27 protein-coding genes and 1 pseudogene are annotated in these 26351 nt (G+C 33.4%); 23 read left to right on the forward strand and 5 right to left on the reverse strand.

The features are described 5' to 3' along the window. The first annotated feature begins 7 nt into the window (after positions 1 to 7). The 8 genes from MHH64_RS05320 to MHH64_RS05355 all read left to right on the forward strand — a co-directional run bounded on the left by MHH64_RS05320 (position 8) and on the right by MHH64_RS05355 (position 6938). Positions 8 to 1153, forward strand: a complete 1146-nt coding sequence (locus MHH64_RS05320; protein ID WP_095312287.1) for an acyl-CoA dehydrogenase family protein — start codon at positions 8 to 10, stop codon at positions 1151 to 1153. Between the two features lie 9 nt (positions 1154 to 1162). Then, the gene (locus tag MHH64_RS05325) at positions 1163 to 2800 is read left to right on the forward strand and encodes a carbamoyltransferase C-terminal domain-containing protein (RefSeq protein WP_095312290.1); all 1638 of its coding nucleotides are present in this window, start codon (positions 1163 to 1165) and stop codon (positions 2798 to 2800) included. Positions 2801 to 2804: 4 nt separating this feature from the next. Beyond that, the gene (locus MHH64_RS05330; RefSeq protein ID WP_095312293.1) at positions 2805 to 3161 is read left to right on the forward strand and encodes a VOC family protein; all 357 of its coding nucleotides are present in this window, start codon (positions 2805 to 2807) and stop codon (positions 3159 to 3161) included. A 50-nt stretch (positions 3162 to 3211) separates the two neighbouring features. Next, on the forward strand, positions 3212 to 3766 hold the full coding sequence (locus tag MHH64_RS05335; protein ID WP_095312295.1) for a hypothetical protein: 555 nt from the start codon (positions 3212 to 3214) through the stop codon (positions 3764 to 3766). After that, positions 3759 to 4751, forward strand: coding sequence for a hypothetical protein (locus tag MHH64_RS05340; protein WP_118889183.1), 993 nt, complete (start codon positions 3759 to 3761; stop codon positions 4749 to 4751). The genes MHH64_RS05335 and MHH64_RS05340 overlap by 8 nt, the downstream gene beginning before the upstream one ends. A 732-nt stretch (positions 4752 to 5483) precedes the next feature. Beyond that, the gene (locus MHH64_RS05345; protein ID WP_095312301.1) at positions 5484 to 5978 is read left to right on the forward strand and encodes a flavin reductase family protein; all 495 of its coding nucleotides are present in this window, start codon (positions 5484 to 5486) and stop codon (positions 5976 to 5978) included. A 56-nt stretch (positions 5979 to 6034) separates the two neighbouring features. Next, positions 6035 to 6346, forward strand: coding sequence for a hypothetical protein (locus MHH64_RS05350; protein WP_095312304.1), 312 nt, complete (start codon positions 6035 to 6037; stop codon positions 6344 to 6346). 223 nt (positions 6347 to 6569) lie between these two features. Continuing rightward, positions 6570 to 6938 (forward strand): VOC family protein, encoded by a 369-nt coding sequence (locus MHH64_RS05355; RefSeq protein WP_095312307.1) that lies wholly within the window; start codon positions 6570 to 6572, stop codon positions 6936 to 6938. A gap of 40 nt (positions 6939 to 6978) precedes the next feature. On the opposite strand, the gene MHH64_RS05360 is transcribed toward MHH64_RS05355, so the two are convergent. Continuing rightward, positions 6979 to 7833 carry a PDZ domain-containing protein gene (locus MHH64_RS05360; protein ID WP_095312310.1) on the reverse strand — a complete coding sequence of 285 codons (855 nt, stop codon included), beginning with the start codon at positions 7831 to 7833 and terminating at the stop codon, positions 6979 to 6981. A gap of 181 nt (positions 7834 to 8014) precedes the next feature. Here MHH64_RS05360 and MHH64_RS05365 point away from each other — a divergent pair, with 181 nt between their 5' ends. From MHH64_RS05365 to MHH64_RS05375, 3 genes are read left to right on the forward strand one after another with little or no spacing between them, the layout of a single operon-like run. Continuing rightward, positions 8015 to 8899, forward strand: a complete 885-nt coding sequence (locus MHH64_RS05365) for a glycosyltransferase family 2 protein (protein ID WP_095312313.1) — start codon at positions 8015 to 8017, stop codon at positions 8897 to 8899. 12 nt (positions 8900 to 8911) lie between these two features. Next, positions 8912 to 10234 (forward strand): aminotransferase class III-fold pyridoxal phosphate-dependent enzyme, encoded by a 1323-nt coding sequence (locus MHH64_RS05370; protein ID WP_095312316.1) that lies wholly within the window; start codon positions 8912 to 8914, stop codon positions 10232 to 10234. A gap of 16 nt (positions 10235 to 10250) precedes the next feature. Continuing rightward, positions 10251 to 10607, forward strand: coding sequence for a cupin domain-containing protein (locus MHH64_RS05375; RefSeq protein ID WP_095312319.1), 357 nt, complete (start codon positions 10251 to 10253; stop codon positions 10605 to 10607). A gap of 188 nt (positions 10608 to 10795) precedes the next feature. Here MHH64_RS05375 and MHH64_RS05380 read toward each other — a convergent pair. Next, positions 10796 to 11246: pseudogene (locus MHH64_RS05380) on the reverse strand (transposase); the annotation flags it as partial. A 51-nt stretch (positions 11247 to 11297) separates the two neighbouring features. Beyond that, positions 11298 to 11858 carry a YqaJ viral recombinase family protein gene (locus tag MHH64_RS05385; RefSeq protein ID WP_095312324.1) on the reverse strand — a complete coding sequence of 187 codons (561 nt, stop codon included), beginning with the start codon at positions 11856 to 11858 and terminating at the stop codon, positions 11298 to 11300. A 252-nt stretch (positions 11859 to 12110) separates the two neighbouring features. On the opposite strand from MHH64_RS05385, the gene MHH64_RS05390 reads away from it, so the two are divergent. Genes MHH64_RS05390 through MHH64_RS05440 form a run of 11 tightly spaced genes read left to right on the forward strand, consistent with a single transcriptional unit; the run spans position 12111 to position 22524 of the window. Beyond that, complete coding sequence (locus MHH64_RS05390; RefSeq protein ID WP_095312327.1) at positions 12111 to 12767, forward strand: helix-turn-helix transcriptional regulator; 657 nt, start codon at positions 12111 to 12113, stop codon at positions 12765 to 12767. Beyond that, positions 12760 to 13683 (forward strand): hypothetical protein, encoded by a 924-nt coding sequence (locus MHH64_RS05395; protein ID WP_340002810.1) that lies wholly within the window; start codon positions 12760 to 12762, stop codon positions 13681 to 13683. Before MHH64_RS05390 ends, MHH64_RS05395 begins: the two co-directional genes overlap by 8 nt. Positions 13684 to 13698: 15 nt before the next feature. Then, positions 13699 to 14850 carry a beta-ketoacyl-[acyl-carrier-protein] synthase family protein gene (locus MHH64_RS05400; protein ID WP_340002811.1) on the forward strand — a complete coding sequence of 384 codons (1152 nt, stop codon included), beginning with the start codon at positions 13699 to 13701 and terminating at the stop codon, positions 14848 to 14850. 10 nt (positions 14851 to 14860) lie between these two features. Beyond that, positions 14861 to 15718, forward strand: coding sequence for an RnfABCDGE type electron transport complex subunit D (locus tag MHH64_RS05405; protein ID WP_095312336.1), 858 nt, complete (start codon positions 14861 to 14863; stop codon positions 15716 to 15718). 3 nt (positions 15719 to 15721) lie between these two features. Continuing rightward, a complete protein-coding gene (locus MHH64_RS05410) occupies positions 15722 to 16534 on the forward strand; it encodes a beta-ketoacyl synthase N-terminal-like domain-containing protein (protein ID WP_095312338.1) in 813 nt (270 codons plus the stop codon). 11 nt (positions 16535 to 16545) lie between these two features. After that, the gene (locus MHH64_RS05415; RefSeq protein WP_340002812.1) at positions 16546 to 17790 is read left to right on the forward strand and encodes a beta-ketoacyl synthase N-terminal-like domain-containing protein; all 1245 of its coding nucleotides are present in this window, start codon (positions 16546 to 16548) and stop codon (positions 17788 to 17790) included. Positions 17791 to 17806: 16 nt separating this feature from the next. Next, a complete protein-coding gene (locus MHH64_RS05420; RefSeq protein ID WP_095312344.1) occupies positions 17807 to 18559 on the forward strand; it encodes an SDR family NAD(P)-dependent oxidoreductase in 753 nt (250 codons plus the stop codon). A 13-nt stretch (positions 18560 to 18572) separates the two neighbouring features. After that, on the forward strand, positions 18573 to 18818 hold the full coding sequence (locus tag MHH64_RS05425; protein ID WP_095312347.1) for an acyl carrier protein: 246 nt from the start codon (positions 18573 to 18575) through the stop codon (positions 18816 to 18818). Next, a complete protein-coding gene (locus MHH64_RS05430) occupies positions 18815 to 19783 on the forward strand; it encodes a DUF1702 family protein (RefSeq protein WP_340002813.1) in 969 nt (322 codons plus the stop codon). Before MHH64_RS05425 ends, MHH64_RS05430 begins: the two co-directional genes overlap by 4 nt. Then, entirely contained in the window at positions 19776 to 21572 is a 1797-nt protein-coding gene (locus tag MHH64_RS05435) for a CRTAC1 family protein (protein WP_340002814.1), read from the forward strand. Before MHH64_RS05430 ends, MHH64_RS05435 begins: the two co-directional genes overlap by 8 nt. Further along, the gene (locus MHH64_RS05440) at positions 21565 to 22524 is read left to right on the forward strand and encodes a Gfo/Idh/MocA family oxidoreductase (RefSeq protein WP_340002816.1); all 960 of its coding nucleotides are present in this window, start codon (positions 21565 to 21567) and stop codon (positions 22522 to 22524) included. Before MHH64_RS05435 ends, MHH64_RS05440 begins: the two co-directional genes overlap by 8 nt. Before the next feature lie 139 nt (positions 22525 to 22663). Here MHH64_RS05440 and MHH64_RS05445 read toward each other — a convergent pair whose 3' ends face one another. Then, positions 22664 to 23620 carry a sigma-70 family RNA polymerase sigma factor gene (locus MHH64_RS05445; RefSeq protein WP_340002818.1) on the reverse strand — a complete coding sequence of 319 codons (957 nt, stop codon included), beginning with the start codon at positions 23618 to 23620 and terminating at the stop codon, positions 22664 to 22666. A 702-nt stretch (positions 23621 to 24322) separates the two neighbouring features. Here MHH64_RS05445 and MHH64_RS05450 point away from each other — a divergent pair. Then, the gene (locus MHH64_RS05450; RefSeq protein ID WP_095312363.1) at positions 24323 to 24949 is read left to right on the forward strand and encodes a LysE family transporter; all 627 of its coding nucleotides are present in this window, start codon (positions 24323 to 24325) and stop codon (positions 24947 to 24949) included. A gap of 57 nt (positions 24950 to 25006) precedes the next feature. Here MHH64_RS05450 and MHH64_RS05455 read toward each other — a convergent pair whose 3' ends face one another. Beyond that, positions 25007 to 26269, reverse strand: coding sequence for an ATP-binding protein (locus tag MHH64_RS05455; protein WP_251661010.1), 1263 nt, complete (start codon positions 26267 to 26269; stop codon positions 25007 to 25009). Positions 26270 to 26351: the final 82 nt, after the last annotated feature.

A 26351-nucleotide genomic window follows, 5' to 3' on the forward strand; every position in this document is an offset into this window, starting at 1 on the left:
TCCTTAAATGGAATTTTTTCATGATATTGAACAGCAATTAAACAAATATAGTAAAAATGATATAAAGGGAAAGTTAGATTATTTAATCAATGAAAATTATCATCTATTAACTTTAAAAAATGATCTAACTCCAAAAGATTACTTTTTTTTCATTAGTAAGCTTTCAACTATATGCCACAATACAGCATTGTGCTTTGCAATGCACTTATACACGTTATGGGGTTTAAATTTAATTAAGAATAAATACAAGCTAGCAGTAAAGTATATTAATGCTGTAAAAGAAGAGGGCTACTTATTAGCCTCCTTAAATGAACCAGGGATTTATTTTGTATCACCTTATACCTTTAAGGAGAATGATTTTAATATTATAGCCAAGGCAGTGGATGGAGGATATATCTTAACAGGCGTAAAACCCTTTGTATCGATGGAGCCATCTGTCAATTATCTGCCTGTTTATTGTAGAATTGAAAAATACAATGGGAAAGACCTTGGGATATTTCTTGCTATTGTATCCAAAAATGACTTAGGAATCCAAGTTATCAATAATTGGGATTCTATTGCAATGGAGTATACACAAAGCAATAGTATCGTACTTGATAATGTTTTTGTTTCAAACAACGATATAGTTATACTGCCTAAAAATTCGGCTGAGGAAACAGATCTGTTTGGTTATTTATTTCGATTAAGTATTTGTGGAGTGTATTATGGAATGGCTGAGGGGGCTTTAGCGTATGTAAAGGAGCAAGCAACGAACCAAAAAATTCCCCACATGAATAAGCCACTGTCTTTCTTACCTGGAGCGCAATATAGTGTCGCTCAAATGATTATCTTCCTAGAAACTAGCTACTCCCAAATAATTCATTACTGTGATGCCCTTAAGAAATTTTTTGAATCCCCAACTGACTATAATACAAAAAAAGAAATAAAGAAAATCAGTTTAGTCACTAAGGAGTATACGACCAAGTCAGCGAAAGAGATTGTCGACATTGGTTTAAAAGTAGTAGGGATAAAATCTCTTTCAAAGAGCAATTATTTATCCGAACTCTATAAGGATGTTGTGGCTGGACTTTATCATCCTCCACAACACGATGTTCTGTATGAACTTGTTGCAAAAGACTTTTTTGGTATCATAACATTGAAAAACCGTTGGTAGGTGAATTAAGTGAAAATTTTAGGACTAGGAGGTTCAGGGCATAGCTTTTCTGCATGTATCATTGAGAATGGAAAAATTATTTCAGCTATTGAAGAGGAGCGGCTGAATAGAATAAAACACTCATTATTTACACGGGATACATCAAATATAAAACTTGCCAGGAACAAAGCAGCTAACTATTGTCTTCAATCGTCTGGTTATCACATAAATGAGATTGATATTATTACGTCAAACGACATTATAGACCCGCGTTATACTGCAAAATTTCACGACAAAACAATATTCTTCAATCATCATCTAACGCATGCAAGTAGCGCTTATTTTACATCTCCCTTTAAGGATGCCGCTATACTTGTCGTAGATGGGAATGGAAGTTACTTTGGAGAAAATAATAATAAATATGAAACGATAACATTATACACTGGGAAAGAAAATAAAATTCATAAATTATCTTCAACTTACGGAACAACAGACACCAATGAGAGTTTTGAATTCCATCCTCATAACTCGATAGGTGGTTTTTACCGAGCTGTTACGGAAGGGATTGGTTTTCATTTCCTTCAAGATGGAAAAACAATGGGGCTATCATCCTATGGCTGTGAAAAATACGTAAAATTATTTTACAAATTCTATCATCTTGATAAAGGATATTTTTTGCAGTCCAGAAGTGATTTAAATCGATTAAAGAACTTTATTAAAGAGGAATTGGCCACTACTGATCAACCTTTACAGACGAAAGCCGACTTTGCTTTTGCTGTACAGTATCATACAGAAGAAATATTAATTAAGCTAGCTTGTCAGTTATATGAGCAAACTAGATCTCCAAATCTATGCTTTTCAGGCGGTGTAGCATTAAATAGTGTGGCGAACACAAGACTTTTGAATGAAACCCCATTTGAGAATATATATATTTTCCCTGTTTCAAGCGATTCAGGTTGTTCAATTGGCAGTGCACTTTACTTATATTATTCAAAGTTAGGAAATATATGGGAACCTGCTAAAACCCCTTTTTCTCCCTTTCTTGGAAAAGAGTATTCGAAAGATGACATTCAACATGCCATAAAATTATTTCAGGATCAAATCAGTGTTAATTATACGGAAGATATCGATCAAATAACTTCAAGGAAACTATCAGAAGGAAATATCGTAGGCTGGTTTCAAGGGAGATCAGAAATTGGACCACGAGCTCTTGGTAATCGAAGCATTTTGGCCGACCCGAGGCAAATAAAGAATAGATACAAACTTAATCTGCTGATTAAAAAAAGAGAGGTATTTAGACCCTTTGCCCCCGCTGTAATGGCTGAATATCAGGATCAATACTTTGCTAGCAACGTGCATTCTCCTTTTATGTTAAATGTATTTCCAATTAAAAAAGAAAAAGTAAATCAATTACCTGCGGTCTCCCATGTTGATAAGACCGCACGAGTACAAACAGTAACAAAGTCAATACATCCAAAGTTTTACAATCTTTTAAATAGCTTCTACTCCATTACCCAAATACCAGTCTTACTAAATACATCTTTTAACACTAACGGTCAGCCTATTATTGAAACTCCAGCAGAGGCAATTAAAAGTTTTTTAGAGCTAAATTTAGATTACTTAGTAATTGGCAAATTTATTATTAAAAAGAGAGAGAGAAGGGACTGAGCATATGGGATTATTATTTGAAAATAACATATGTTGTACATTTATACATTTCGATAATCTTGAAAAAGCAAGTAATTGGTACGAAAAAACTTTGGGATTCTCTGTTAGAAAGAAAGATTTACCAAAAGGATTTGTGGAACTCCATATGGAGGGTGTAAACCTTACACTCTTAACTTGGAGATCAACTGAAAAAGTGCGCCCAAAACACCCGGTATTTACCTTTTATAGTTTAGATATTGAAGCGTCTCATCGGAAATTAAAAGATAAGGGAGTAAAGGTATACGATTTTAGCAATGCTGGTTCTGTTTCTGGGTTCTTGTTTGAAGATTTAGAAGGAAATATACTGATGGTTTGCAGCTAAAAATGTTTACAGTTGGCAAACTTTAAAATTTAATAGGGGAGCATTTTATTGTGTATAAAATAATAAACCTGAACTATTGGTTTAACAACAAAGGTTTTACAAACGAAGATGAGTTGGAGAAGGGAGAGCTTAGTTTAAGCTTTTCATCTTTGCCTCAAAAATTAATTAATTTTGATAAAAATATTATCTATAAAGGTATTCCATTTAAATTCTCTCAGAATAATTCAGGTGACAATATGGAAATGACTGGCCAGAGGATATATTTCGGGGAAACATGGAACATCCAAAATATCCATGTTTTGGGTACTTCAAACAATGGTTCGTTTTGTGAAGAGGTACATATTTATAATGGTTTCAAACATATTGCCAGTAAGTCTATTTGTTTCTCTGATTTTATTCAACCGTTTCCACAATTTAATGAAGAAATTGTGATTAAGTTTCCTTATACCCATACACAAAATGGAATAAATGATAATTTTTCTCCGATCATTTGGTATACATCTATCAATTTTGAAAAGCCTATGCAAGCAAATAATTTGTTATTTGAGGATAATCCTTCTATGCATATTTTTTGCATAACAATTGAGGTGAAGATAAATGAGTAGTAGTTTGATAAAAGATCATTCATTGAATTGTTTTCAAACAGTTATAACATCATTAGCAATACAACAAGGAATCCCTAAGGAAGAAATATGGTATCAATGCGGGCTATACTTTGATATTAAGGATGGTATTAATTTTTTGCTGGATCCCAAATATAAAACAATACACTCTCAGTTTAAAAATGATATTAATTTTTATTCCCAAGACTATGCTTTATTAGACAAATGCATAGAAAGCGTAGATAAACTTCTTGTATCGCATGGTCCAGTTGCACTAACAGTAGATGCGTTTGAATTAGACTATACTGTTTCCTATAAAAATCTTAACTTAGATCATTTTATAGAAGTGTATGAAAAAGAAGGAGAAGCATATAAGATTTTTGACCATTATTATCATTTTGAAGGGAAGATAACAAGAGAAAACTTAGTTAAAGCGATGGAATCTTATCAAGCTAATTTTAATAATGCCATTCTTCAACTATATTTTATTAAAGCTAAAGCGAATTTTAAAGGGTTGACACAAAAAGAAATTCTTTTAATCGTTGCTGAAAATTATAACGCGATGCTTGGGATTCGGACAATAAAAAATAAAGATTTAAAAGGATACTTTGGAATACAGGGCTTACCGCCGTTAAAAGATAGACTACTATTAACAATTAGAGATGGTGATAATAAAGAGTACGAGCAATTTGAAGATGAAATAGGTCACTGGTTTAACAGTCTTAAAGACTTTTCTAATTCACGTCTAAATTTTTATAGATTACTTGAGAAACACATTCCAAGTCATGACACCTCTTTTTTGATAACTGCCTCTCATAGTTGGTCTTCATTAAGCAATATGTTATTAAAAGGTCTGCACACAAACAAATTAACCCAAATGTATGAAAGAATTGAAAAGAAATTTAATAAAATAATTCAATGTGAACATGATAATCTAGTCAGATTAAGCACCTTAATAGTAGATTTAGAACGGAATTTAAATGAATAATAGGGATTTAAAAGTGCATGAAATGGAAGGTTTTTATACGAACACCTATTATGTGCAATTTTCCAAGAGTAAATTGGTGAATATCCTTTTATAATGATGACAATCGTAAGGGAGGTGTCATTATGCCAGCAGCTAAAATGAGAGTATAAGCGTTTGATGCATGGAAGCACCCGAGTACCTAATTTAGGTATTTGGTTGCTTCTTTATATCCTGACTTATTCAAGATACGAGAAAATGCAATCATGGACAAAATGTTTTTCTCTTATGATAAAGGAAATAACTTTAGAAGTGTATATGAGATATATTTCTTTTATCTTAACTCATAATTATGAAACGGTAGGTTTATAAATAAATGCTCATTATGAGCAATCTACCACGCGTAAAATGGTGAATATCCTTCTATAATGATGATAATTGTAAGGGAGGTGTCATTATGCCAGCAGCTAAAACGCCTGTTTAAGTGTAACAGAAGCATTGGAATACCTAATTTAGGTATTTCGATGCTTCGCTTCCTATTATCCAGACTTAATAAACTAAGAAATGTCTGCGTGCTTTATATGATGAAGAAAGCAAGTATAGACGAGTATATGAATTCTATTTCTTTTATTATTAATACATAATTATTAGATTATACAAAGCTGTAAAGGACTTTTTCTTGAAATATTAAATTGTGAGAAAAGAGTAATTTCGCTTCATTACAGTTTAGAGAAGAATGTAAAGGAGTTGAATCAAATGAAAGAAATTGATAAGGTTAAGGTTTTTAAAGAGGTAATGAGGAATTATCCAACAGGAGTAACAATTGTTACTGCTTTAGATAAGGATGATCAACCGATCGGTCTCACAGCTAATTCCTTTGCCTCGGTATCATTAGATCCATTGTTGGTATTATGGTCAATTGACCATAAAGTGTCTACTTTTAATGAATTTGCAAAGGCAGATAAGTTTGCAATTCATATACTAACTGGCGAGCAGACGGATTTATGTAAATTATTCTCCAGTAAAAACAAGGATCGATTTGCTAATTGTAATTGGTCTTTATCTGAAAATTCATTGCCAATAATCGCTAATACATGCAGCGTATTACAATGCAGAACGTTTAATAAAATAGAGGCAGGAGATCATCTTATTTTAATTGGAGAAGTATTTGCGGTTGATCATTCAAATCAAGAACCAATGTTGTACATTAAAAGAAATTTCGGACAAATACCAAACGAATTTTATTTATAAAACATTACTTAAAAACCTAATATTCATTTATCTATTGATAACGAGGTGGGGAATTTATGAAGGAACTGTTTAAATATTTAGCCTGGACCTGTTATATTAACAATTTAAAGTTTGAATATACTCCCTCATCAGGTGGACTTGAAATTTACTCCACCGATAGAACGTATGAATTGATTACTATTGGATACCTTAAAAATTGGCATAAAGATCCGTATGATGTGTTAGTCCAAATGGAGTATGAAGTAGATAACTTTATTAGATTAAATGGTATTGAGGATGAAACGCGTTATGTTAAGCGTCAGAGAGGGATTACATGGGAAGAGCAAGCAATGAAGGAAGCTGGACATAAATTAAGTGATTTTGAATAGAAATAATATGACTAAATAAGGCCTTTCTGCAACCACTATGGTTAATGCAGAAAGGCCTTATTTAGTATGCCCTTTGTCTGACTTAAGTTAGATAACGAATTATTAAAAGGTGGTGATAAGACAAATAATTTTCAAAAAAATTAATTCCTTTGAAAGGTTTCTGAAAGAAATATCGTTATAGTAAGAGAGGGGAATTATTAAAAACTGAAGGAGTGGTTTTGGAATGAACACAATTAATCGTTTAGGAGATGTATTGATTCATGTAAAGGATTTAAATAAGTCTGCGAAATGGTATGCAAAAATCTTAGAACTACCTCTTGCTGAAGAGGATATTCAAGGACCTGTACATTGGTTTAATATAGATGGAGGACGAGGAGTTCTTTTAGATGATAATCGCAATAACTCCTCACATGTCCGTCCTTCTTTCATGCTGCATACCGACGATATCGATAAAGCATATCAATTAGTTGTTAAAAATGGTGGGGAAATTATTCGAGAAATTGAAAGAGATGAGATGGTATCGTTTTTTAACTTTAAAGATATGGATGAAAATATGGTTATGATATGCCAACAGCATTATAAACAGGAGTAATATTCACAGGGGGTACTAATTATATGTACTCCCTATAAGTTTACTTTTTAATTTGGCTTTTTTCTATACGGATTTTTTCAACTAATTCTAACGGGGTCTCTTTTGGGTTAATCATTCCAGTAAACTGATCATCGTATGTTAATTGAATTTCTGTATTAATAACCTGTCCTGATCTAACAAATGTAAGAGTGACATTATTACTCTGATTAAAGTAACTCGACAATGTTTTAACAAATGTGTAATAAGTTTCAACAGGTTCATCGTTGATATGTGTGACAATATCTCCCTTAAGTAAACCGGCTTCATCGGCTGGACTATTAGGATATACCTTTAAAAGGTAATTCCCATTAAATTTAGAACATGATTTTTCTAATTGTTCTTTTGTTGCAGTGTAATTTATTACTCCTATTCTCGGATAATTAAATATATCATTTCGTAGATCTAATCCAAGTTCGATAATGCACTTTAAATTAAATAGAGTTTGTCTCCAACCCATTTCTCCGCATTCTCTAATCCATTGCATGATCTCACTACTATCATAACCATCAACCGTTACGATTATTTTCACTAACCTGTCATTTACTTGGGTTAAGGAGAAGGCAGTGTGGAGTTCATATATTTTTGTTGTTCCATCTGGGAGAAGTCCCGTATATCTATCCCAAAATACTATTTCATCGAGCTCTCTTCGAACAATACATATCGTTTTGTTGCTTAACTCTCCTATAATAAAGTCAAGTTCATCCCCAAGTTCAATAACTGGCTTATTTTCACTGTGTGTTGCAACATCGGTCAAGAAACTATTCCAACCTTCGAGAGTAGAAAAGTACCACCAGATATCCTCTATTTCCCCCTCAATATAAATTGTATTTACTGTGGAAAATTTATCTTTGTCCATGGTAAAACCTCCTTTATCCCATTTAATCGTTTACAAGGATAAAATACTCGGTATTTATTGATTTATTTAGCAAAAAAGTACGAGTCAATTCTGCCGGAAGTTTCTATAATGAAGACTATTAGATTCCTTTTAAAACATGATCCAATTTAAAATGGTTTAAGATGAAAATGAGGAGCTGAATATGAAAAATATTGGTGTAGTAATACCTGTCTATAATCAAGCATTACCATTACTGTGTACCTTACACGGCTTTATGAACCAGAATATTTCTTTAGAGCACTTTAAGATAGTTGTGGTCGATGATGGATCAACTGAAGATATAGAGACCATATGCAACTTGTTTCGTACTAAGCTTGATATAACATATATTCGAATTATAAAAAGCGGAAGGTCTATTTCTAGGAATGAAGGGGTAAGAAAACTTAAAGATAGTGACATTATTACATTTTGTGATGCCGATAGGATACCTGTTCCGGGATTTTTACAGAATCACTTATTTTCTCATGAGAAGAGCGAGGAAGATTCCATAGTTATAGGTAATATAAAAGATCTTTATCTTTCTGATCCTTGGAATAATATGACAAAAATTTTTAATAGCTATTTCACATTAAAGGGTTTGCGAACCCCTCAGTATAGCAAACTAGTATATAAGCTATTTGACGAAAAAGGGGAATCTATTTCAAATGTCCCTTGGCTAGCTACGTTTAGTGGAAATATGTCAATTCGATTAGATTTATTTAAAAAATTAAAAGGATTTGACCCGGACTTTCGTCATTGGGGATTTGAACATTTTGAATTAGGTTACCGTGCATATAAACTTAGAACACCTTTTGCTTATAATGCTAAGGCTACTAACATTCATATTTCACATTCTCGATACAGTTATAAGAATGATATGGGTGAAAGCCATAGGATTTTTTATAAAAAACATCCATTCTCTGAAATAAAAAATATAAAAAAGTTTATGAATGGAGAAATGAGTTTAAACGAGTTTAACCAGTTATCTGAAGGTAATGAGAATAAACGAAATTTACCTGACGAGTATGTAAAGATTACTAATTTTTGAGGAGTGTAATAAGTGAGTGAATCGTATAGTGTGCTTCATCCTTTTAGTTTTATGCCAAATCTGAAGCATAAAACGGAAGAAGATATTAGTAAAGAGTTTACCTATATAAAAGAAGGTATGGGAAGTTGGGTTTTTGATAAGGAAGGAAAAAACTATTTCTATGCAACAACTGCTGTACCGTCAGTGGGGCTGGGTAATCCTCGAATTATTAATGCGATGACCAATCAGTTTCATAAATTGAGTTTTAGTTCCACTTGTGGTCAGATGCACGAGTTGCTTCAACCATTGACAAAAAAGTTAATTGAATTAACAGATAATCAATTTTCTCTTGCTTTTTATACGAATGACGGAAGTGGAGCCGTAGAGACTGCCATAAAGCTTACAAGGCAATATTTCAATGAATTGAACCAAAAGGAAAAGAGCTGTTTTATTAGCTTAGATGGAAACTACCATGGAACAACAATTGCATCAGGTTCTGTTACGAACATGGGCATTAAAGAAGCGTTTGGTGTGCAGATTCCAGGTTGTTTTAGTGCACCGTTTCCTAATATGCTTAGACCACCAATTGACGGTACGGAAGATGAAATTGTGGACTTTTGTTTACAGCAATTAATAAATACAATTGAAAAAGTTGGACCGGAAAAGACTGCAGCAATCTTAGTGGAACCTGTTCAAGGTGTGAATGGTATCATTCCAGCAAATAAACGATATTTAAAAGAAGTAGAGAAAATAGCCAAGGCAAATAATATTTTACTTATTGCTGACGAGGTAACAACTGGACTTGGCAGGACCGGATATTGGACAGCTTCACAGTATTATGGTATAGAACCAGATTTACTGACTATATCAAAAGGACTTACTGGTGGTTATTTCCCAATGGGTGTGACATTTATGACAGAGAAGATAGAGAATGTCCTTTTAAAAGAAGGAGGAATATTTCTCCACGGTGCAACTCAATGTGGCCATCCAGTCGGTTGTGCAGCAGCACTTGAGCTAATTTCAATAATTGAGGAAGATAACCTTTTAAAAAATGCAAGAGATATAGGGCAGTATATTAAAACAAGGTTAAAAATAAGTCTGCAGGATATACCTAATGTAGCTGAAATAAGAGGATTAGGGATGATGATTTCTATTGAATTAGCAGATAAACAGACCAGAGAACCTATTAATTTTAAAGATGGTGAAATCTTATCTAAGAAGTTAAAGACTCAAGGTATTTTAGGTAACTATTTTAACAGCATTTTGCTCTTGTATCCACCATTAAACACAAGTTTATTAGATGCTGATTTTGTTATCGATAACGTTACAAAAGCATTTAAAAATGTTTTTAAATAAAGGGAGGATGACAGTGATGAATTTATTAAACCATACAATTATTCATAAAGAAGATATGGTCTGGGAAGAAGGTATGTATGAAAATACTGAGATGGCCTATCTTTGGGAAGATGAAGAAACAGGAAGGTATGCTTTTCTTGTGCGACTTTATCCGGGGGCAAGTATTCCATTTCATGACCATCCAAGAAGAGAAGTAGCATTTCTTGTGGAGGGTGAAGTTCAATTAAATGATGACATTATGAGAAAAGGTGACTTTCTAACTGCTATTGGTGATGAAGCACACGATGTATACAGTGATAAGGGCTGTGTATTCTTTATTTACATTGACTATAACATGAGCAAATTTAAAGTGACCAAAATAGCTGAAAAATAAAAAAGTGGAGTATCTCCAATTAGCTTGTAGAGAATGTACCCTAATTTCTCTACAAGCTTTTTTATATTTTATTGAAAACAGGCTCCTGCATACTTAGTTGATCCTTGCTAAGTGTGTCGCAGTCCTTTTTTATGTTTTGACAGGCGGCTTGACATGAACCCGCTTTCCGGATCAGTTGTACTGACTCAAATCTTTTTCGTTTCTTTCACTGCACCAATTTCTTTTATAGGCTTTTTCCACATTTCTCATAATCATCGGCAATAGCTTGATCCAGTTCTTCAATATAATCCCACATTTCTATTTCTACGCTTTCGAGTGAATTTATGCTTACTTGATTCGCTTTTAAATGGGTGGAATCCGTAAAAAGAACCCTGCCGCCAACCATTCGATGGTTGACAGATGGAAGAACCATTTCATCAAAGATTTCCTGGAATATCTCCGATTCTTAAAACGATTCCACCGGTTCCAGTTGATGGTGGAATGGTGTGGAACAGGATTAGAAATCCTTAATCCACGAAATCAGCGATAAGCCAAGTTTATCTGGATTTTCCGTTCCAGTGCAGTTTGGAACGAATGCCATAGAATTAACCGATGAACATTCAGTTTGAATAAGATGAGGGGATCAAGCCGACCGTTGTTTTATGGTTTAAGCATAAATTCACACAGCTTAAGTGGCTTATCTCCACTTTTTTATTTCTCTATTCTATTCCAAAACACCTCACTTTTATTAATAATCTGTTTAATAGTTTCCTCATTTCGATCTACATAAAAATAGTGAAAGTGAACGCCGCCTACTAATAATCCTACCCACCATCTATTAGCGCCTGTAACCGCCATATAATGCTGGCACCTTAGCTTAAGAGGTTCGAGTAGTTTCTTATTGGATATGAAGTCTTTATTTGAAGTAGCTTTACAAAGTAATCCAGCATCATAATCCACAATTAAACGATCAACATTCGCAATTAGAAAAGGATATTCTTTATGTTGTAGTATGGCATTTTTTCGCCGAACCTCCATGCCAGTTTTTATTTTAAATTCCTCAGCAATAAAGTCTTTTACTCTCATATGAAATCGAAATATTCCATTTGACTTTCTTATCTTTTCCCCACTTTTCTCTTTATGAAGTGTTTGAATACTTTTATCTGTTCCAAAAAGAGCGTTAATGTCTGATCCACCAATACCTTTATTTCTCCATTTAAAAACTTCATCTTCACTTAAATTATGCTTCCAAACTAATATTTTATAGTCCATCTTATCCTCCTTAAACTCTACTATCTTTAAGATAGATAACAATTAGAGTAGGAACTAAGGTTTTATTTCTAGATTTTCAGCTTTTTTCGATTAGACGACATTATTCTGCGTTAATTGTATTTTTATAATACATACTAATAGAAAAAATTATAATTTTGTCAATATAAGCAGAAATGGTAGCAATTAATCAAGAACAAACACACAAACATGTTGATAACATTATATTAAATTAGCCTAGGGGGAAGATTACGTATGAAACCAGCTATCTTGTTTTACTCAGATACCACTCAAAATGCAAAGATTGAATATTTTATTGAGGGACTGTCAAAAGAGGTTACTTTAATTATAGTAAGTAGCTTTAATGAGGTGAAACGATTAATCAGGAAGGAGGATTATTCTGTCTACATACTTCTAACCAACCTTGATTCATTTCCTTCCCATTGGCAGATGTCTGAATTGAAGGCAGAAAGAACAATAATGATACTAAACGGTTTAAGTCAATTAAATACCATGTTACTTAATTCGTTTTTAGAATCTCTTCGAACGTGTGTAAAACGATCGAGTGAAAATCCTCACTTTCTACAATCGTTGCATTACTTAGATGAAAATTATTGTGATAATGAATTGTCACTTGAAAAAGTGGCATCAAAGGCATATGTGAGTAAATGCTATTATTCCAGAATATTTCAAAAATATGTCGGGAAAGGATTTAAAGAATATGTAATAGACAAAAGAATCCAAAAAGCTAAGTTATTACTTCAAAAAGGAAATAGTGTTACGGACGTTTGTTTTTCTATTGGATATAGCGATTTAACTCATTTTGCACGTATTTTTAAGAGAATAGTTGGAGTAAATCCTTCAATCTATAAATCAGAATATATGAATTCGGAGGCTCGATTACATGGATAAGAAGATTTTGTTTGGTTTTTTATTTTTAGTTTTTTTCATTGCATTTGGAGCTGGAATGAAATTATACGATTTTTATAAGAGTTATGATATTCCGAGGTTAGATCAGAACGTTTCTCTAAATAATCTGAATTTAAATTTTGAAAAAGAAACAGAACTGGTACAGAATTTAACAGAACCTCAACAAATTATATCATTAGAAGATATAAATATAGATAACCTTGAAGAAGCTTATTCGTTATCTCGAAATTTAGCAAAGGAAGGAAATAAACAGGACGCTATTTCATACCTGAAAGAGATTGTGAAGCTTGATCCGACAAATTTAGTTTATATAAATGAATTAAGAATACTCTATCTGGAAATGAAAAAAACTGATTTATTTCTAGAATTCACACAGACTCTTACAGAAACATATGAAGTGAAACTTAATAATGCACTAGCTTATGTGGATTATTTACAATCTCCCGATTTGGGAACAGCCAATCTGGGACAGAAGTCTGTTCAATCAATCACTATATTAGATGAAATGCTAGAGGAAAATCCCTATGATTTACTCGCTAGGTATGCAAGAGGTTTAAATAATTTATATTGGCCGTCTGGATTGCAGAGGACCTCAAAAGCGATAGATGACCTAACTTTTTGTGTGTCCGCAGAGGAGAAATTTGGAGATCAATATTTTGAGTTTTGGCCAGATTGTTTTATTACCTTGGGAGATGCCTATGTAAAAGATGGGGATATTGAAAAAGGAAAACAAGTTTGGGAAAAAGGAGAACACAAGTATCCTAATAATGAAGGATTAAAAGATCGGTCAAATCTATCAGATAAGGAAGCTGTTAAATTGGTTACAGAGGTAAGAGGTATTGATATATTCCAAAGACCTGATGCCTCCATTACAAATTTAAATGTAATTTGGGAATAGAAAGGAGGGGGCATTATGAGTCCTATTGTAGTATCCGGTATAGCTGTAATGACATCCATAGGGGCAAATATTAATGATACCTGGGATGGATTATTAAATCAAAAAAATGGTGCGAAGCCGGTGTCTAGTTTTCCAATAAATGAGCATAAGAATCGAAATGCATGTGAAGTAACGGATATATCACTATTTTGTGATAGAAATGTTGTAAAGCTAGGAAGGGCCTCAAGTATGTTAATTACAACTATTGACGATGCCTTATCTGATGCAAAGGTCGAAATCAATCAAATAGAAAAATGCGGAGTATGTATCGGTACGACAATGGGAGAATTAAGTGGCATAACTAATAATAGTGGCGCAATAAATAAATATGGACCGCATATTTTATCCGAAAATATAAAAAAGCATTATAACATATCAGGTCCCTCGTGGACATTGACGAATGCATGTGCAGCGGGAAATTTTTCTATAGCAAGAGCTGTAGATGAGCTTGAGAAAGGTAATGCAGATGTAATGATTGCTGCTGGCGTAGATGCAATGTCGTGGGTAGCCTTTACGGGATTTAGTAGTTTAAGAGCAATGTCACCTGATATTTGTAGACCATTTGATAAAAATAGAAAAGGTCTAATCCTGGGAGAGGGGGCCGGTGTGCTTATACTAGAGAAACTTGAGCATCTATTGAAAAGGAAAGGTTTGGCAAAAGGAACAATCCTAGGATATGGATTTAACTGTGATGCGCACCATATAACTCAACCGGACCCAAATGCGATAGGAGCAATATTAGCAATGGAAAGTGCTTTAAAAAATGCAAATCTAACTATATCTGACATAGGATATGTAAATGCACACGGTACAGGTACACCTGCTAACGACTTAATGGAAGGAAAAGCACTATATGATTTCTTTGGTGAGTATATTAAGACAAGTTCAATTAAAGGGAACATTGGGCATACGCTTGGAGCGGCAAGTGTCATAGAAGCTGCTATCTGTATTAAAGTGTTGGAGGAGAAGCTAGTACCTCCAACAGCTAACATCGAAAACCTTGATCCCAATATTAAAGTTGAAGTAATAAAGGACATTCCCCAACACTTCGATTATAAATTTATTATGTCAAATGCATATGCATTTGGCGGCATAAATTCATCTATTATTATTGGAAGACTCAATTAAGGAGGAAATTATGTTTAATTTAAATGACCACAAATTTAAAGTGATAACCGGATGGCAGGACTATAAAATAGATCCCCGTTATTTTGTATTACTTTTTTTAGCTTCTTTTGTAATGGCAGGGCAATTTTATTTAGGCTTTTATCAAAAATGGGATGCAGTATTTGTTTCATTATTAACTGCTATAACTACGGAAGTACTTTTAACCAGACTGTTATATAAAAAGTGGAAATTCTCTATTAGTCCAATTATTACAGGCATGGGTGTATCGTTACTGGTTAGCTCTTACCTTCTGTGGGTTTATGTTTTGACATCTTTTCTATCAATATTGCTAAAGTTTATAGTTAAATTTGAAAAAGGACATATTTTCAATCCAAACAATATCGCCGTAGTTCTAGTATTATTTTTTCTGTATGAATATGCCGTAAGTACACCAAAACAATGGTCAAATGGCTATCTAGTTATGGCCATAATAATATTATTAGGTTTCTTTGCAACGTACATGGCAAATAGACTTGACGTAGTTTTAGCCTTTTTAGGTGGTTTTACTGTTTTTGCTTTTGTCCGACATTATCTATTTGGTGCACCTCTTTATGCAGCACTAGGTCCACTTCTAGGTGCAGGTCTACAACTTTTTGCTTTCTTTATGATAACTGATCCGAAGTCAACTCCAACTACAAGGAAGTCTAGAATTTACTTTGCATTGATCGTAGCCTTAATAGATGCGATTTTACGTATCAGTCGTATTCCTCACGCCCAATTCTATGCCTTATTTATTACAAGCCTTTTATTCACTGTTCCGTATCGTATATGGGCAAAACGTAAAATTAGCTCAGTAGTTTTCAAGGAAAAAAATAAAGTGGAGGGATAGAGTTTGATCCAAATAAAAGGTATCTCATCGATTACCCCACTGGGATTAGGGGTTGAAGAACTAAGTGCAAGATCTCTATTAAATGATAAGGCTAATCTATTAGCACCACCAGAGTTCTACAATTACAAGTATTTATCAGGATTAAATCTACTACCTAAGATAAGTCAATATGGTTGTATTTCTGTATATGAAGCTATTAGATTTGCGGGATATGCTGTAAATAGTGAAAAAGATAGTAAAACAGCGGTTATCGTCTCAAATAATTATGGGAGTATCCATGCAATAAAGGATATGTTTATTGATGCAGATAAGTATGGTCCCAAAGGGGTTAATCCACGCTTTTTTCCAGGTACAGTTTTGAATGTTGTAGCGGGTCATATATCAATCAAATTTAGATTTAGTGGGCCGAATATAACCATTTCAGAGGGTGTTGAATCAGGTTGTAAAAGTTTACTGTATGCGTATGAACTATTAAACAGGGAAGATTTAAAAAGAGTTTTAGTATGTGATTTGAACATTTTCCCGCCTACTGGATATAAAAAACCAGTAGAAAATTATCTAACAGAGTTTGAACATGTGAGCACGATTTTAATGGAGAAAGTAGATGAAGGTGTAGATAGAAAAGAAGGTGTTTCAATTGCTATTAATAATATATCTGAATCAAAGAATGAGTATTTCAACAATAAAATAATGGCATCTGAATTTACTCCAAAATTATTAACTAATGTATATAAAATATTAAAGTATGAGTATAATTCTCAAACTGAAATTCAAGTATCTACTGATGATAGTCTATTTAATATAATACTTAATTAGGAGAGAATCTGATGGAGGATGTTTTTATTACTGGAACAAGTATTATATCGAGCTTTGGAAATGAGAAGCAGACATGGGAAGGAATACTCAGTGGTGATAACTACCCGCAACAAAGGGAGTACACTTTGAGCAACCAAGAAAAACTTCAATATCCTGTTTATCAAATAGAAGACGATTTGATAGAAAGAATTAATAAACAATATAGTCATATAACGATTAGGGAAGAATTTCTTAGAGATGATAAAGATTTTAAATTACTATTTTTAGCAACACTGGAAGCTTTAAGAAATGCTAATCTTCATTTGCCTAATGAGAAACGAATTGGTTTAATAATCGGTCATGAGAATTTGGGGGTAAACCCTCTGATTGATAGTCTTTTACAAGAAGACAACAAAATGGATATAAAGAATCCAATTAATTCATTCAATCATTATAAGGATAAATTTTTTAGGTTACAAACATACACATATCTATATTATCTAGCAAAATTAATTAATATTAATGGCCCAACTTATGCTATTAACAATGCTTGTGCATCTGGCCAATATGCACTTGAATTGGCAAATAGCTTATTAAAGATGAATCATGCTGACATAGTCATTGTTGTAGCTGGTGACTATGCTCACTTCACAGAACATTTATGGCTAAGTGAAAAAGGCTTTAGCTCTAATAACGGTAAATTAGCACCGTTTACTGACACCTCTTCTGGTTCTGTTTTGGGTGATGGTGTAGGAGCTATCATACTTGAATCCGAAACAAATATAAGTAGAAGGAATGCAATATCCAAGGCAAAGTATATCAACTCTTCATTCTCACAGGATACATGGAGAATGAATTTACCGGATGTAACAACAAACTCCTACGAGAAAGTGATTAAAACTTCGTTAAGTAAATATAAAGGTAAACCTGAATTAGTAATACCTCATGGAACAGGTATTCCTCTTTGGGATAAATACGAGTCAAATGGAATAAAGAAAGCCTTTGAATCTTTCCGGTACTCGGTTCCAGATGTAACAGCATTTAAGGGTTATATTGGACATACGCTGGGAGCGAATAGCTTAATAGAATTAATATTAGGAATCAATATTTTTAAAAATAGTGTTATTCCTCCAATTACTCATCGTACAATTAATAATTCAAGTGAATATGACTTACCGTTAGTAAACACAATTATAGAAAAAGAAGTTAAGAGTTTTATAAAGACTGTAGCGGCCTATGGAGGATTTAATGCGGCTACAATAATAGAAAAAATCTAAAAAAAGGAGAACATAAGTGAAAGTAAATACAGATGAATATCAGAAAAAAACTGCACTCGTAACTGGAGGATCCAAAGGTATCGGTAGGGAAGTAGTAAAGCTATTAGCAAAGAATAATATAAATGTGATTTTTACTTATAACAAAAATTATAAAGCTGCCTATGCATTAATGGAGGAGCTAAAGGATTGCAATGTATTTATAACGGGTATCCCTTGTGATTTAAATAATCAATCTGAAATTGATCATCTCGTGACAACGATCTTATACACTTACCCCAACTTACACTTTTTAGTAAATAATGCTGGCACAAATATAGACAAACCCTTTTCACAAATAAAAGATGATGATTGGCATAATGTCATTCAAGTAAATTTAAATGCCACTGCATACTTAACACAAAAATTATTAAGAAGAATATTGATTCAACAAGGTAGTGTGGTTAATGTTACTTCTATTTCTGGAATAACAGGAGCTATTGGCCAAACTAACTATTCTGCAGCCAAAGCTGGAATTATTGGTTTTACTAGATCTTTGGCAAAGGAAGTAGGAACGTTTAATGTAAGGGTAAACTGTGTCGCTCCAGGTTATATCGAGACAGAGATGTTAGATAGTGTTCCATCTACAAATATAAAAAGAATAAAGAAGCAAACTGCACTTAAAAGACTAGGAAATAAGAAGGAAATAGCTGAAACAATATTATTTCTACTTTCAGATAAAGCATCTTATATTACAGGTCAAACGCTTATCGTAGATGGTGGATTAATTTAGAAAGGTGGATATTATGATTAACCAAGAGAAGAAGGACCATATTTTATCACTTATTGCTGAAATAGCTGATATTCAAAAGGATGATATTAAAGATGAGAGCACCTTTGAGGAAATCGGTATGGATTCACTTATGGCTTTAGAATTAGCTGTTCGGATTGAGAGAGAATTTGAGGTATTTATACAAGAAGAAGAACTGATGAATTTAAGAAAGGTGGAGGACGTTTTTTTATTTGTTGAACAAGGAGGTTTCATCGATTGAAATATAACCTTCTCCCCAAGAGGATGTTGTTTTTTTACTCCCATTATTTTAAACAACACAATGACTCCTTCTTTATAAATAGATTTAAAAATATTCTAAGGAGTTTTTTCATAGGAGCCTTTGCACCATTAGTAATACCTTCGCCAATACTCCTAAATAAACTCCTAGAAAGAACAAACTCACAGTTTTATAGAGGTTTTTCTTATGAAGGTACCGGAATTGGATTTGCTATCAAGTCTTTTTTTAGAAAGAATAAAGCATCGTCTTTTGAATCAAAAGTAAATCAACTCTCTCCTAATTCTATATATCAATATTATGTAGGGTTAGGTTGGTTATTACACTTTATTTATCGTTATAAATCTAAAAAGTATGCTGATTTTGGACAAAGTTTAAATCATAAATATTCCCTTATTATGTTCGATGGTGTTGGTTTTAAGATCGGACTATTCCAATACTTCTATTCCAAAGAAAGTATTAATTTAATAGAAAAATTTACCGAGAATCAAAAAAGAGTTTGTTATCAAGGTTTTGGCAGGTCTTTATGGTTTATAAGTAGATTTAATTGGGACACTACGCTAAAAAAACTAGAAGAATTAGGAGAAACATTCCCATACCGGAATGATATCTTGAGTGGAGTTGGATTAGCAGTAGCGTACAGTAAATTTGATGATTTATTACTAGGTTTTAAGATAATTGATTATCTAAAACATAAAAATCAAGAGGATTTTATTTCATTCTTACAAGGCTTTGCTTATGGTCTAGAAGCTAGAAGGCTCCAAGACCCATACTTATGGAGGTCTAATATAGACAATATTCCTGAGAGTTTAAAACATAAAGTTAACCAGTTAATTGACTATGTTTATAGTGTGAAAAATAATTTGGATAAAACTTGTAACAACCATAATTTTTACATGCATTGGGTAGATGGGGTAAGACAAAAAATAAAGGAGAATGTATATGTTTAAAAGGAAAGAAACCTTATTAATTATCCTTATTAGTATAGTCTTAGTTATTCTAACAGCTTGTAACGAGGAAGTTACAGAAGAAGTAAAAGACTATGGTTTTGAATATAAGGACGTTACGGAAAAAACAGGTATTGAATTTACGCATAAAAAGCCACAGTTTGATAATAAAGTTGATAATGTAATGCCCTGGTTATCATCCACTGGGGCGGGTGTGTTTTTAAATGATTATAATAATGATGGCTATGTTGATGTCTATTTAGTCAACTCCAAAAAAGGAACAAGTAATTATCTTTATAAAAATAATGGGGACGGTACTTTTACTGATGTAACTAAAGATTCAGGTATTGGTCTTGTGAATGAAGAGGGTATCTCGGAAACAGCATTATGGTTTGACTACAACAATGATGGATATCAAGATTTATTTGTTGGGGCATGGGGAAAAAGCCAGTTATTTAAAAATAACGGGGACGGTACTTTCGAAAATGTATCAGCAGAAGCTGGTGTAAATCCCGAAGGATACGCGGTAAAGGCAATTGCACTGGATTATAATCGAGACGGGTTTCTTGATTTATATATAGGAAATTATTTTCGAGATGAAACAAACCTATGGGACCTTAAATCAACCAAAATATTTCATAATGATTTTGAAAAAGCAAGAAATGGTGGAGAAAATATCTTATATAAAAATAATGGTGACGGTACATTCTCCGATGTTACAAAGGAAATGGGGGTAGAAGATCCAGGTTGGACATTAGCAGCAGGATCAGCTGATTTAAACAAGGATGGTTGGCCAGATATCTATAACGCAAATGATTTCGGCCCCGATTCCCTATATTTAAACCAAGAAGGGAAAGGGTTTCAAAAAATAGTTCAAAAGAGAGGGATTGGAGACGATACCTTTAAAGGGATGAATGTCGATTTTGGAGATGTATTCCACGATGGGAATCTAGCAAATTATGTAAGTAATATAAGTAAGGAGAAGTACCTACTAGAAGGAAACCAACTCTGGCATATGGATGAAAGTGGTAAATTTGTTGAAAAGGCAGAAGATCTAGGCGTTAAACAAGCAGGATGGTCTTGGGGAGCAAGGTTCTTTGATGTTAATAATTCAGGAAACATGAGCTTAGTTGTTACAAATGGATTTATATCTGGTAAGAAAGATGAGGATTATTGGTTTGAGATGGGGACATTAGCTACTACTCCTGGTGATGTCGTTCAAGATGCGAAAAATTGGCCTGCAATTGGAGAGAAGAGCATGTCCGGTTATGAACCAAAGGCTTTATTTTTATATCAGGATGGAAAGTTTACCAATGTAGCACAAGATGTCGGTATTGACTTTGTTTATGATGGTCGTGGGGTAGCGGTAGCTGATTTAGATAACAATGGTACTCTTGATCTGATATTTGCCAATCAAGGTGCTCCTTTAAAAGTTTATAGCAATAAACAAACTAATCAAAATAACTGGATTAAAATTGATCTAAATGGTGTCTTTCCCAGTAATAGGGAAGCTGTTGGTACCAGACTTACGTTTACTAATAATGGTGTGGAGACCGTAATCGAAAAAGACGGGGGAAATAGTTTTGGTGCACAAAGTGACCCTCGAGTCCATTTAGGTTTAGAAAAAAGTACGGTACTAGATAAATTAGAAATACAATGGCCGAGTGGAGAGGAACAAGTCTTTGAAGATATTAATGCAAATCAAATTATTTCTATTACCGAAGGAAATAACAACTATGAAATATTGCAAAAGGGAACTGCTTTTAAAGGTAGCGAAGTAGATAATGAGTAAATTAAAAGCAGGAATTATTGGCTCAGGAAAGATTGCACAAGTAAGACATATTCCTGAATACCTTCAAAGAAATGATGTAGAACTAGTTGCAATTTGTGACGTTAATCTCCAAAGGGTAAAGAAAATTGCTCAAACCCACAACATTTCGTTTGCTACCAATAAACAAAGTGAGATATTGCAGTCGTCCGATATAGATTTAATATCGATTTGTACTCCTAATGCACTTCATTCAAAGTATGCATTAGAAGCACTTAACCATAACAAACATGTACTTGTAGAAAAGCCTATGGCAACCAATCTCAAAGATCTTAAGAAACTATATAAGACTGCAAGAAAGCATAACCTTGTTTTGATGCCTGGTCATAACCAACGATTCGATCCGGTACACAGACAGGTAAAAGAATTAATAGATAACAAAGCTATAGGAAACATTATTCAATTCACTTCAAACTATCAACATCCAGGTCCACAATTTTGGAGTGTCGATAAAGAGAATAGTTGGTTTTTTAATCAAAAACTTTCCTCATTTGGAGCACTTGGGGATTTAGCAATCCATAAGCTAGACCTAATACAGTGGTTAATAAATCAAACTTTTAGTGAATGGTTTGTGGCAAAAAACAAGGCACATGATAGCCGAGCATCTATTTCTTTACGTACAAGGTCAGGAATTGTTGGATCAATTAATGTTAGCTGGAATAATCCCCTTCAAGATCATAGAACCGTCTTGTATGGTACAAAAGGAACTATTGTTTTTGGAGAGGAACTTCATGAGGTTAGTATTCACAGGTTTAATGGCGAAACTAAGATTGAACGAATTCAACCAATCCTAAGGAAAGACGGAAAGCCAAATTCAGGGATTATTGACCATTTTGTCGAATGTGTAAAGGGCACAGAAAGTTTATCGATTGATTCTAAACATGTAAAAAATTCGTTAAAAGTTATTTTAAGTTAATCGGTAGTATTTACCTCGCTAATTAATATACTTATTAAACAATAAAGATAATGTTACAAAAAAGGATGCCGCTTTGGCATCCTTTTTAAATGTGTGCCAGGCATGGGACTAGGATCTGAAGGTTATTTAATTTTCCCTTCTACTCGATTTCATACCAGTCCAAAGGAGGTTTATCTAATTGTATAGGAATATTTAACACCTTGCTTGCTTCTGTTAGCAATTCTCTGCAAAAGAAATAACTCTTGTGCACTACAATTTTATCCTCATATATTTCCTGGTAGTTAATATCATGGAGCTCGTATCCTTTATCTTTACGTGCCAAAACAATATTAACTTCTTTTCCCCATAACCAAATTCTCTTTCCGTAGTGACCTGGGAGACCAAAACGCAATGACCCATTCTTCACTTCGTCTTTATTATATTCTTGGAAACCAGGGGAAGCATCATTGAAAATTTGACTACTCATTAGATTTAATATACCTTCCACATTCCCATCATTAAATGCATTTAAGTATTTATCTATGATGGGATCTATGTTTTCAACATTGCGTGGCTGAGACTCCCCCTTGTCTTCTAACTTTTTTATTTCTTTTAATTTTTTCCTTGATCTATGGATGGATGAATAGATGCCATTCTCAGAAATATTTATCATGCCTGCTACTTCAGTAGCTTTAAAGTTAAATACGTCCATCAATAGAAAAATAGCTACTTGATTTGGTGGGAGGTGTTGTATTAATATTTCCAAAGCTTCTCTAATAAGGAATTTGGATTCTTCTTTTTCATCAGAAACTATTCCTTGGTAATCAAAAAGGTCTTCAAGGAATACTTTGCTTTTTCTGGTATTATCAATCCAGGTGTTGGTTGCAATTCTAAATAAAAAGGCTTTTGTATTGATAGTACTCCAACGTTGACTTAATGAGGCAAATGCTTTTATCAATGTATCTTGAAAGAGATCTTCACCGTCCCAAGCAGACCTGGTAAGATATTTGCAGTACCTCCATAAATCTATTCGATAAGGTTTAAGTATCTCATTAAAATCATTATGTAAAGTTCTTGTATGTTCTACTATAGTTTGCACTTTATCTTGTTCCTTCATATAGATCCCTCCTAATTTCAATTATATTAAGTATAAAAGGAACAGGGTGCAAAATACTAGTAATTTTCAAAATAAAATTATTATTCGCTGTATAATTAAATCGAATACCAAAAGTATCTAATAATAATCCTTAGAGAAAGAGATATAAAAATAAAAGCTATTATTTTATCTGTACGTATGCTGAATCCTCTAGTATATGTGAACAAATAATTATTCCTATAATCTACTTAGAATTAACCTTATACGTAATTGTTATTTCAAATCTAATCCAGAGGTTGGCTAGTCCAAAATCATTATTTTCGGCTCATTTATTTAAGCATTGCAGAAACCTACCCTTCTTAGCGTTCCGCCAAAAAGATGTTTTACTTTCCTGGTTTTGTTAGAGAATAGGTTTAACTTGGTTAATAACTCTATAATAATTTTTTCTGATTCTTTTTAGAAGCCTCGTACAATTCCAGTAGTATTTTCTCCGAATTCTTATTTTAACTTCTCGAAAGTTTATTTTGGCTAAAAATGCATCAAAAAGTTGCTTTATTTTTGAATTATTCCCTTGCTTCCTTTATATCCCATGGCTCAGTACATACGTCGCTAACAAGAAGCTTTCACTTTTGCGCGTTGCATAACAATTCATTCAGTTGTGTAAAAATACATTTAGCGCTATAATAATTCCATTCAAATATTAAATGAAGAATGGAGCAGCGTATGATCACAGCATTTCTAACTTATTTTCTATTAGGACTAGCACTTTCTTTAACACCTGGAGCGATGACAGTTCAAATGGTTCAACAAGCATTGAGGAATGGATTTTTAAGCGGTTGGTTTGTAGGTTTAGGTGGGATGACCATCGATTTAACATTAATCACTCTTATTTATTTTGGTTTTTCCCAATTTTTAACGTATCCAATCGTGGAGTCTGTAATGTGGTTTATGGGCTTTGTGTTTTTATTAGCCATCGGGATTGAGAGTTTAAAAGACTCAAAAAAACCAGTAGATTTCAGTGGGGCAGCTCCGAAAAAATCCATTGCAAAGGCATATACATCTGGATTTTTCATGGCGATTTCACCAGCTAATATTGTTTTTTGGATTGGAATATTTGGACCGTTGCTTGTATCTTCTTTAAGTGATGGAGCAGGAACACATTTTGTAGTTGTCGCAGCAGGAATCCTGCTTGGTATACTCGTCCATGATATTGGATTAATGAGTATTATTCATTATTCGAGAAGATTTCTGAATCAAACGATTCTAAAGGGTGTTTCCATTATTGCTGCATGTATACTATTTGGCTTCAGTTTATATTTTGGTTACGAATTTATTCATCAATTTTTATAGGGAATTTAAAAAATCTTGCTTCAAAAATAAATGAGGCAAGATTTTTTTATTGCGACTTTAAAACCCTAACCGCCCTGCATATTCTTCGGTTTCCCAGTCTTGTCTTATCGTTCTTCGCTGATTCTCTTGTAAGTCTTTGACAATTTTCTCGATATCTACCTGCTGTTCATAATGCCATTGGAGAGCAACTGACATATAGAGCTCATTAAGCTGGGCAATGGACAGTCCTTTTGTTTGCTTCGCTAATTGAGCAAGTGCAGCTGCATCTAAAAATTGTATTAGCCCTTTTTTATGCAGATATTCATTTCGTAATGCTTCATCAGGCTGTTTGATCTCATAAGCACGATCAAAACGGCCAGCTCGATTAATCAAGGCAGGGTCAATTTTTTCAGGGTAATTAGTTGTCCCGATTAAGAAGATACCTTCCTTAGATGTTGCACCGTCTAATGTGTTCAAGAATACAGAACGAACTTCTTCAGGCATGGAATCGATATCTTCAATGATAAGAATCATGGGTGCCATTTTTGTAACAGTAGAGAAAACTTCCTTAATCGAGTAGCTGGATGTATATTCTGTGATTTGCCAATAAACAACTGGAGCGGCAACACTGCCTGCAATGGATTTGACGAGCGTTGTTTTTCCATTTCCAGGAGAACCATATAATAGAATTCCACGTTTGTAAGGAATATTATATGCTTTAAAAAATGCTCCACTCTTCAAGAAAAATTCATCGATGGAACGGTAAATATCTGTTTTTACATCTTCCTCTAAAAGTATATCTTCTCGTTTAATTTGATAAGTAATTTGTTCTCGTGATCGTTCTAAGCCATCCTCTGTATCGGTGAGTACATTAATACCGTCTAGCATAAATTCCCTTTGTTTTTCAGTAATGAAGTTAAGGAAGCTTAGTAAAGCTTCGTCGTTCCTTGCAAAGGTAAATTCCCTTTCATATTCCATATGACTTTGATAGATTGGTATCTTTACGATAGCAACCTCATAGTTTGGAAAGTAAAAAATATTATTTGTTAGAGAGGCTTTAATCACATATTTTTCCGTATCGTTATATGTAATGGCTGATGTACCAACAGCATCGTAGACACTTGCTAAAATTTCAATATCAGCTTCATTTCGAGAAAGAATTTGCTCAATTGTGTCGTCGATTTCAAGTCCTTCTTCGGATTCATAAAGCTTTAAGTCAAATCCAAGTTTTTCAATAAATAGCTCTTTTACTTTATCGATTGCTACTGCATAGTCATAGTAATGGGGAATTGTCACACTATCTGTATCACTGAATTTAATTAATGATGGATTCTTTTTCAATATAGATTTCCACTCGCCTTCTGCCTAAGTTTATATATATTTCAATGAAAATAATTCCGAGAGTTATCACAATTATCATACC

The sequence above is a fragment of the Oceanobacillus sp. FSL K6-0127 genome, assembly GCF_037983385.1.
GTDB classification, from domain to species: Bacteria; Bacillota; Bacilli; order Bacillales; family Amphibacillaceae; genus Oceanobacillus; species Oceanobacillus profundus.

Coding starts and splice junctions, on each gene's coding strand:
- MHH64_RS05445 (WP_340002818.1), bottom strand. CDS start 23,620: ATGAAGGAACAAGATAAAGTGCAAACTATAGTAGAACATACAAGAACT.
- MHH64_RS05320 (WP_095312287.1), top strand. CDS start 8: ATGGAATTTTTTCATGATATTGAACAGCAATTAAACAAATATAGTAAA.
- MHH64_RS05330 (WP_095312293.1), top strand. CDS start 2,805: ATGGGATTATTATTTGAAAATAACATATGTTGTACATTTATACATTTC.
- MHH64_RS05390 (WP_095312327.1), top strand. CDS start 12,111: ATGAAACCAGCTATCTTGTTTTACTCAGATACCACTCAAAATGCAAAG.
- MHH64_RS05400 (WP_340002811.1), top strand. CDS start 13,699: ATGAGTCCTATTGTAGTATCCGGTATAGCTGTAATGACATCCATAGGG.
- MHH64_RS05405 (WP_095312336.1), top strand. CDS start 14,861: ATGTTTAATTTAAATGACCACAAATTTAAAGTGATAACCGGATGGCAG.
- MHH64_RS05360 (WP_095312310.1), bottom strand. CDS start 7,833: ATGGACAAAGATAAATTTTCCACAGTAAATACAATTTATATTGAGGGG.
- MHH64_RS05355 (WP_095312307.1), top strand. CDS start 6,570: ATGAACACAATTAATCGTTTAGGAGATGTATTGATTCATGTAAAGGAT.
- MHH64_RS05385 (WP_095312324.1), bottom strand. CDS start 11,858: ATGGACTATAAAATATTAGTTTGGAAGCATAATTTAAGTGAAGATGAA.
- MHH64_RS05440 (WP_340002816.1), top strand. CDS start 21,565: ATGAGTAAATTAAAAGCAGGAATTATTGGCTCAGGAAAGATTGCACAA.
- MHH64_RS05365 (WP_095312313.1), top strand. CDS start 8,015: ATGAAAAATATTGGTGTAGTAATACCTGTCTATAATCAAGCATTACCA.
- MHH64_RS05415 (WP_340002812.1), top strand. CDS start 16,546: ATGGAGGATGTTTTTATTACTGGAACAAGTATTATATCGAGCTTTGGA.
- MHH64_RS05350 (WP_095312304.1), top strand. CDS start 6,035: ATGAAGGAACTGTTTAAATATTTAGCCTGGACCTGTTATATTAACAAT.
- MHH64_RS05345 (WP_095312301.1), top strand. CDS start 5,484: ATGAAAGAAATTGATAAGGTTAAGGTTTTTAAAGAGGTAATGAGGAAT.
- MHH64_RS05375 (WP_095312319.1), top strand. CDS start 10,251: ATGAATTTATTAAACCATACAATTATTCATAAAGAAGATATGGTCTGG.
- MHH64_RS05435 (WP_340002814.1), top strand. CDS start 19,776: ATGTTTAAAAGGAAAGAAACCTTATTAATTATCCTTATTAGTATAGTC.
- MHH64_RS05395 (WP_340002810.1), top strand. CDS start 12,760: ATGGATAAGAAGATTTTGTTTGGTTTTTTATTTTTAGTTTTTTTCATT.
- MHH64_RS05425 (WP_095312347.1), top strand. CDS start 18,573: ATGATTAACCAAGAGAAGAAGGACCATATTTTATCACTTATTGCTGAA.
- MHH64_RS05340 (WP_118889183.1), top strand. CDS start 3,759: ATGAGTAGTAGTTTGATAAAAGATCATTCATTGAATTGTTTTCAAACA.
- MHH64_RS05450 (WP_095312363.1), top strand. CDS start 24,323: ATGATCACAGCATTTCTAACTTATTTTCTATTAGGACTAGCACTTTCT.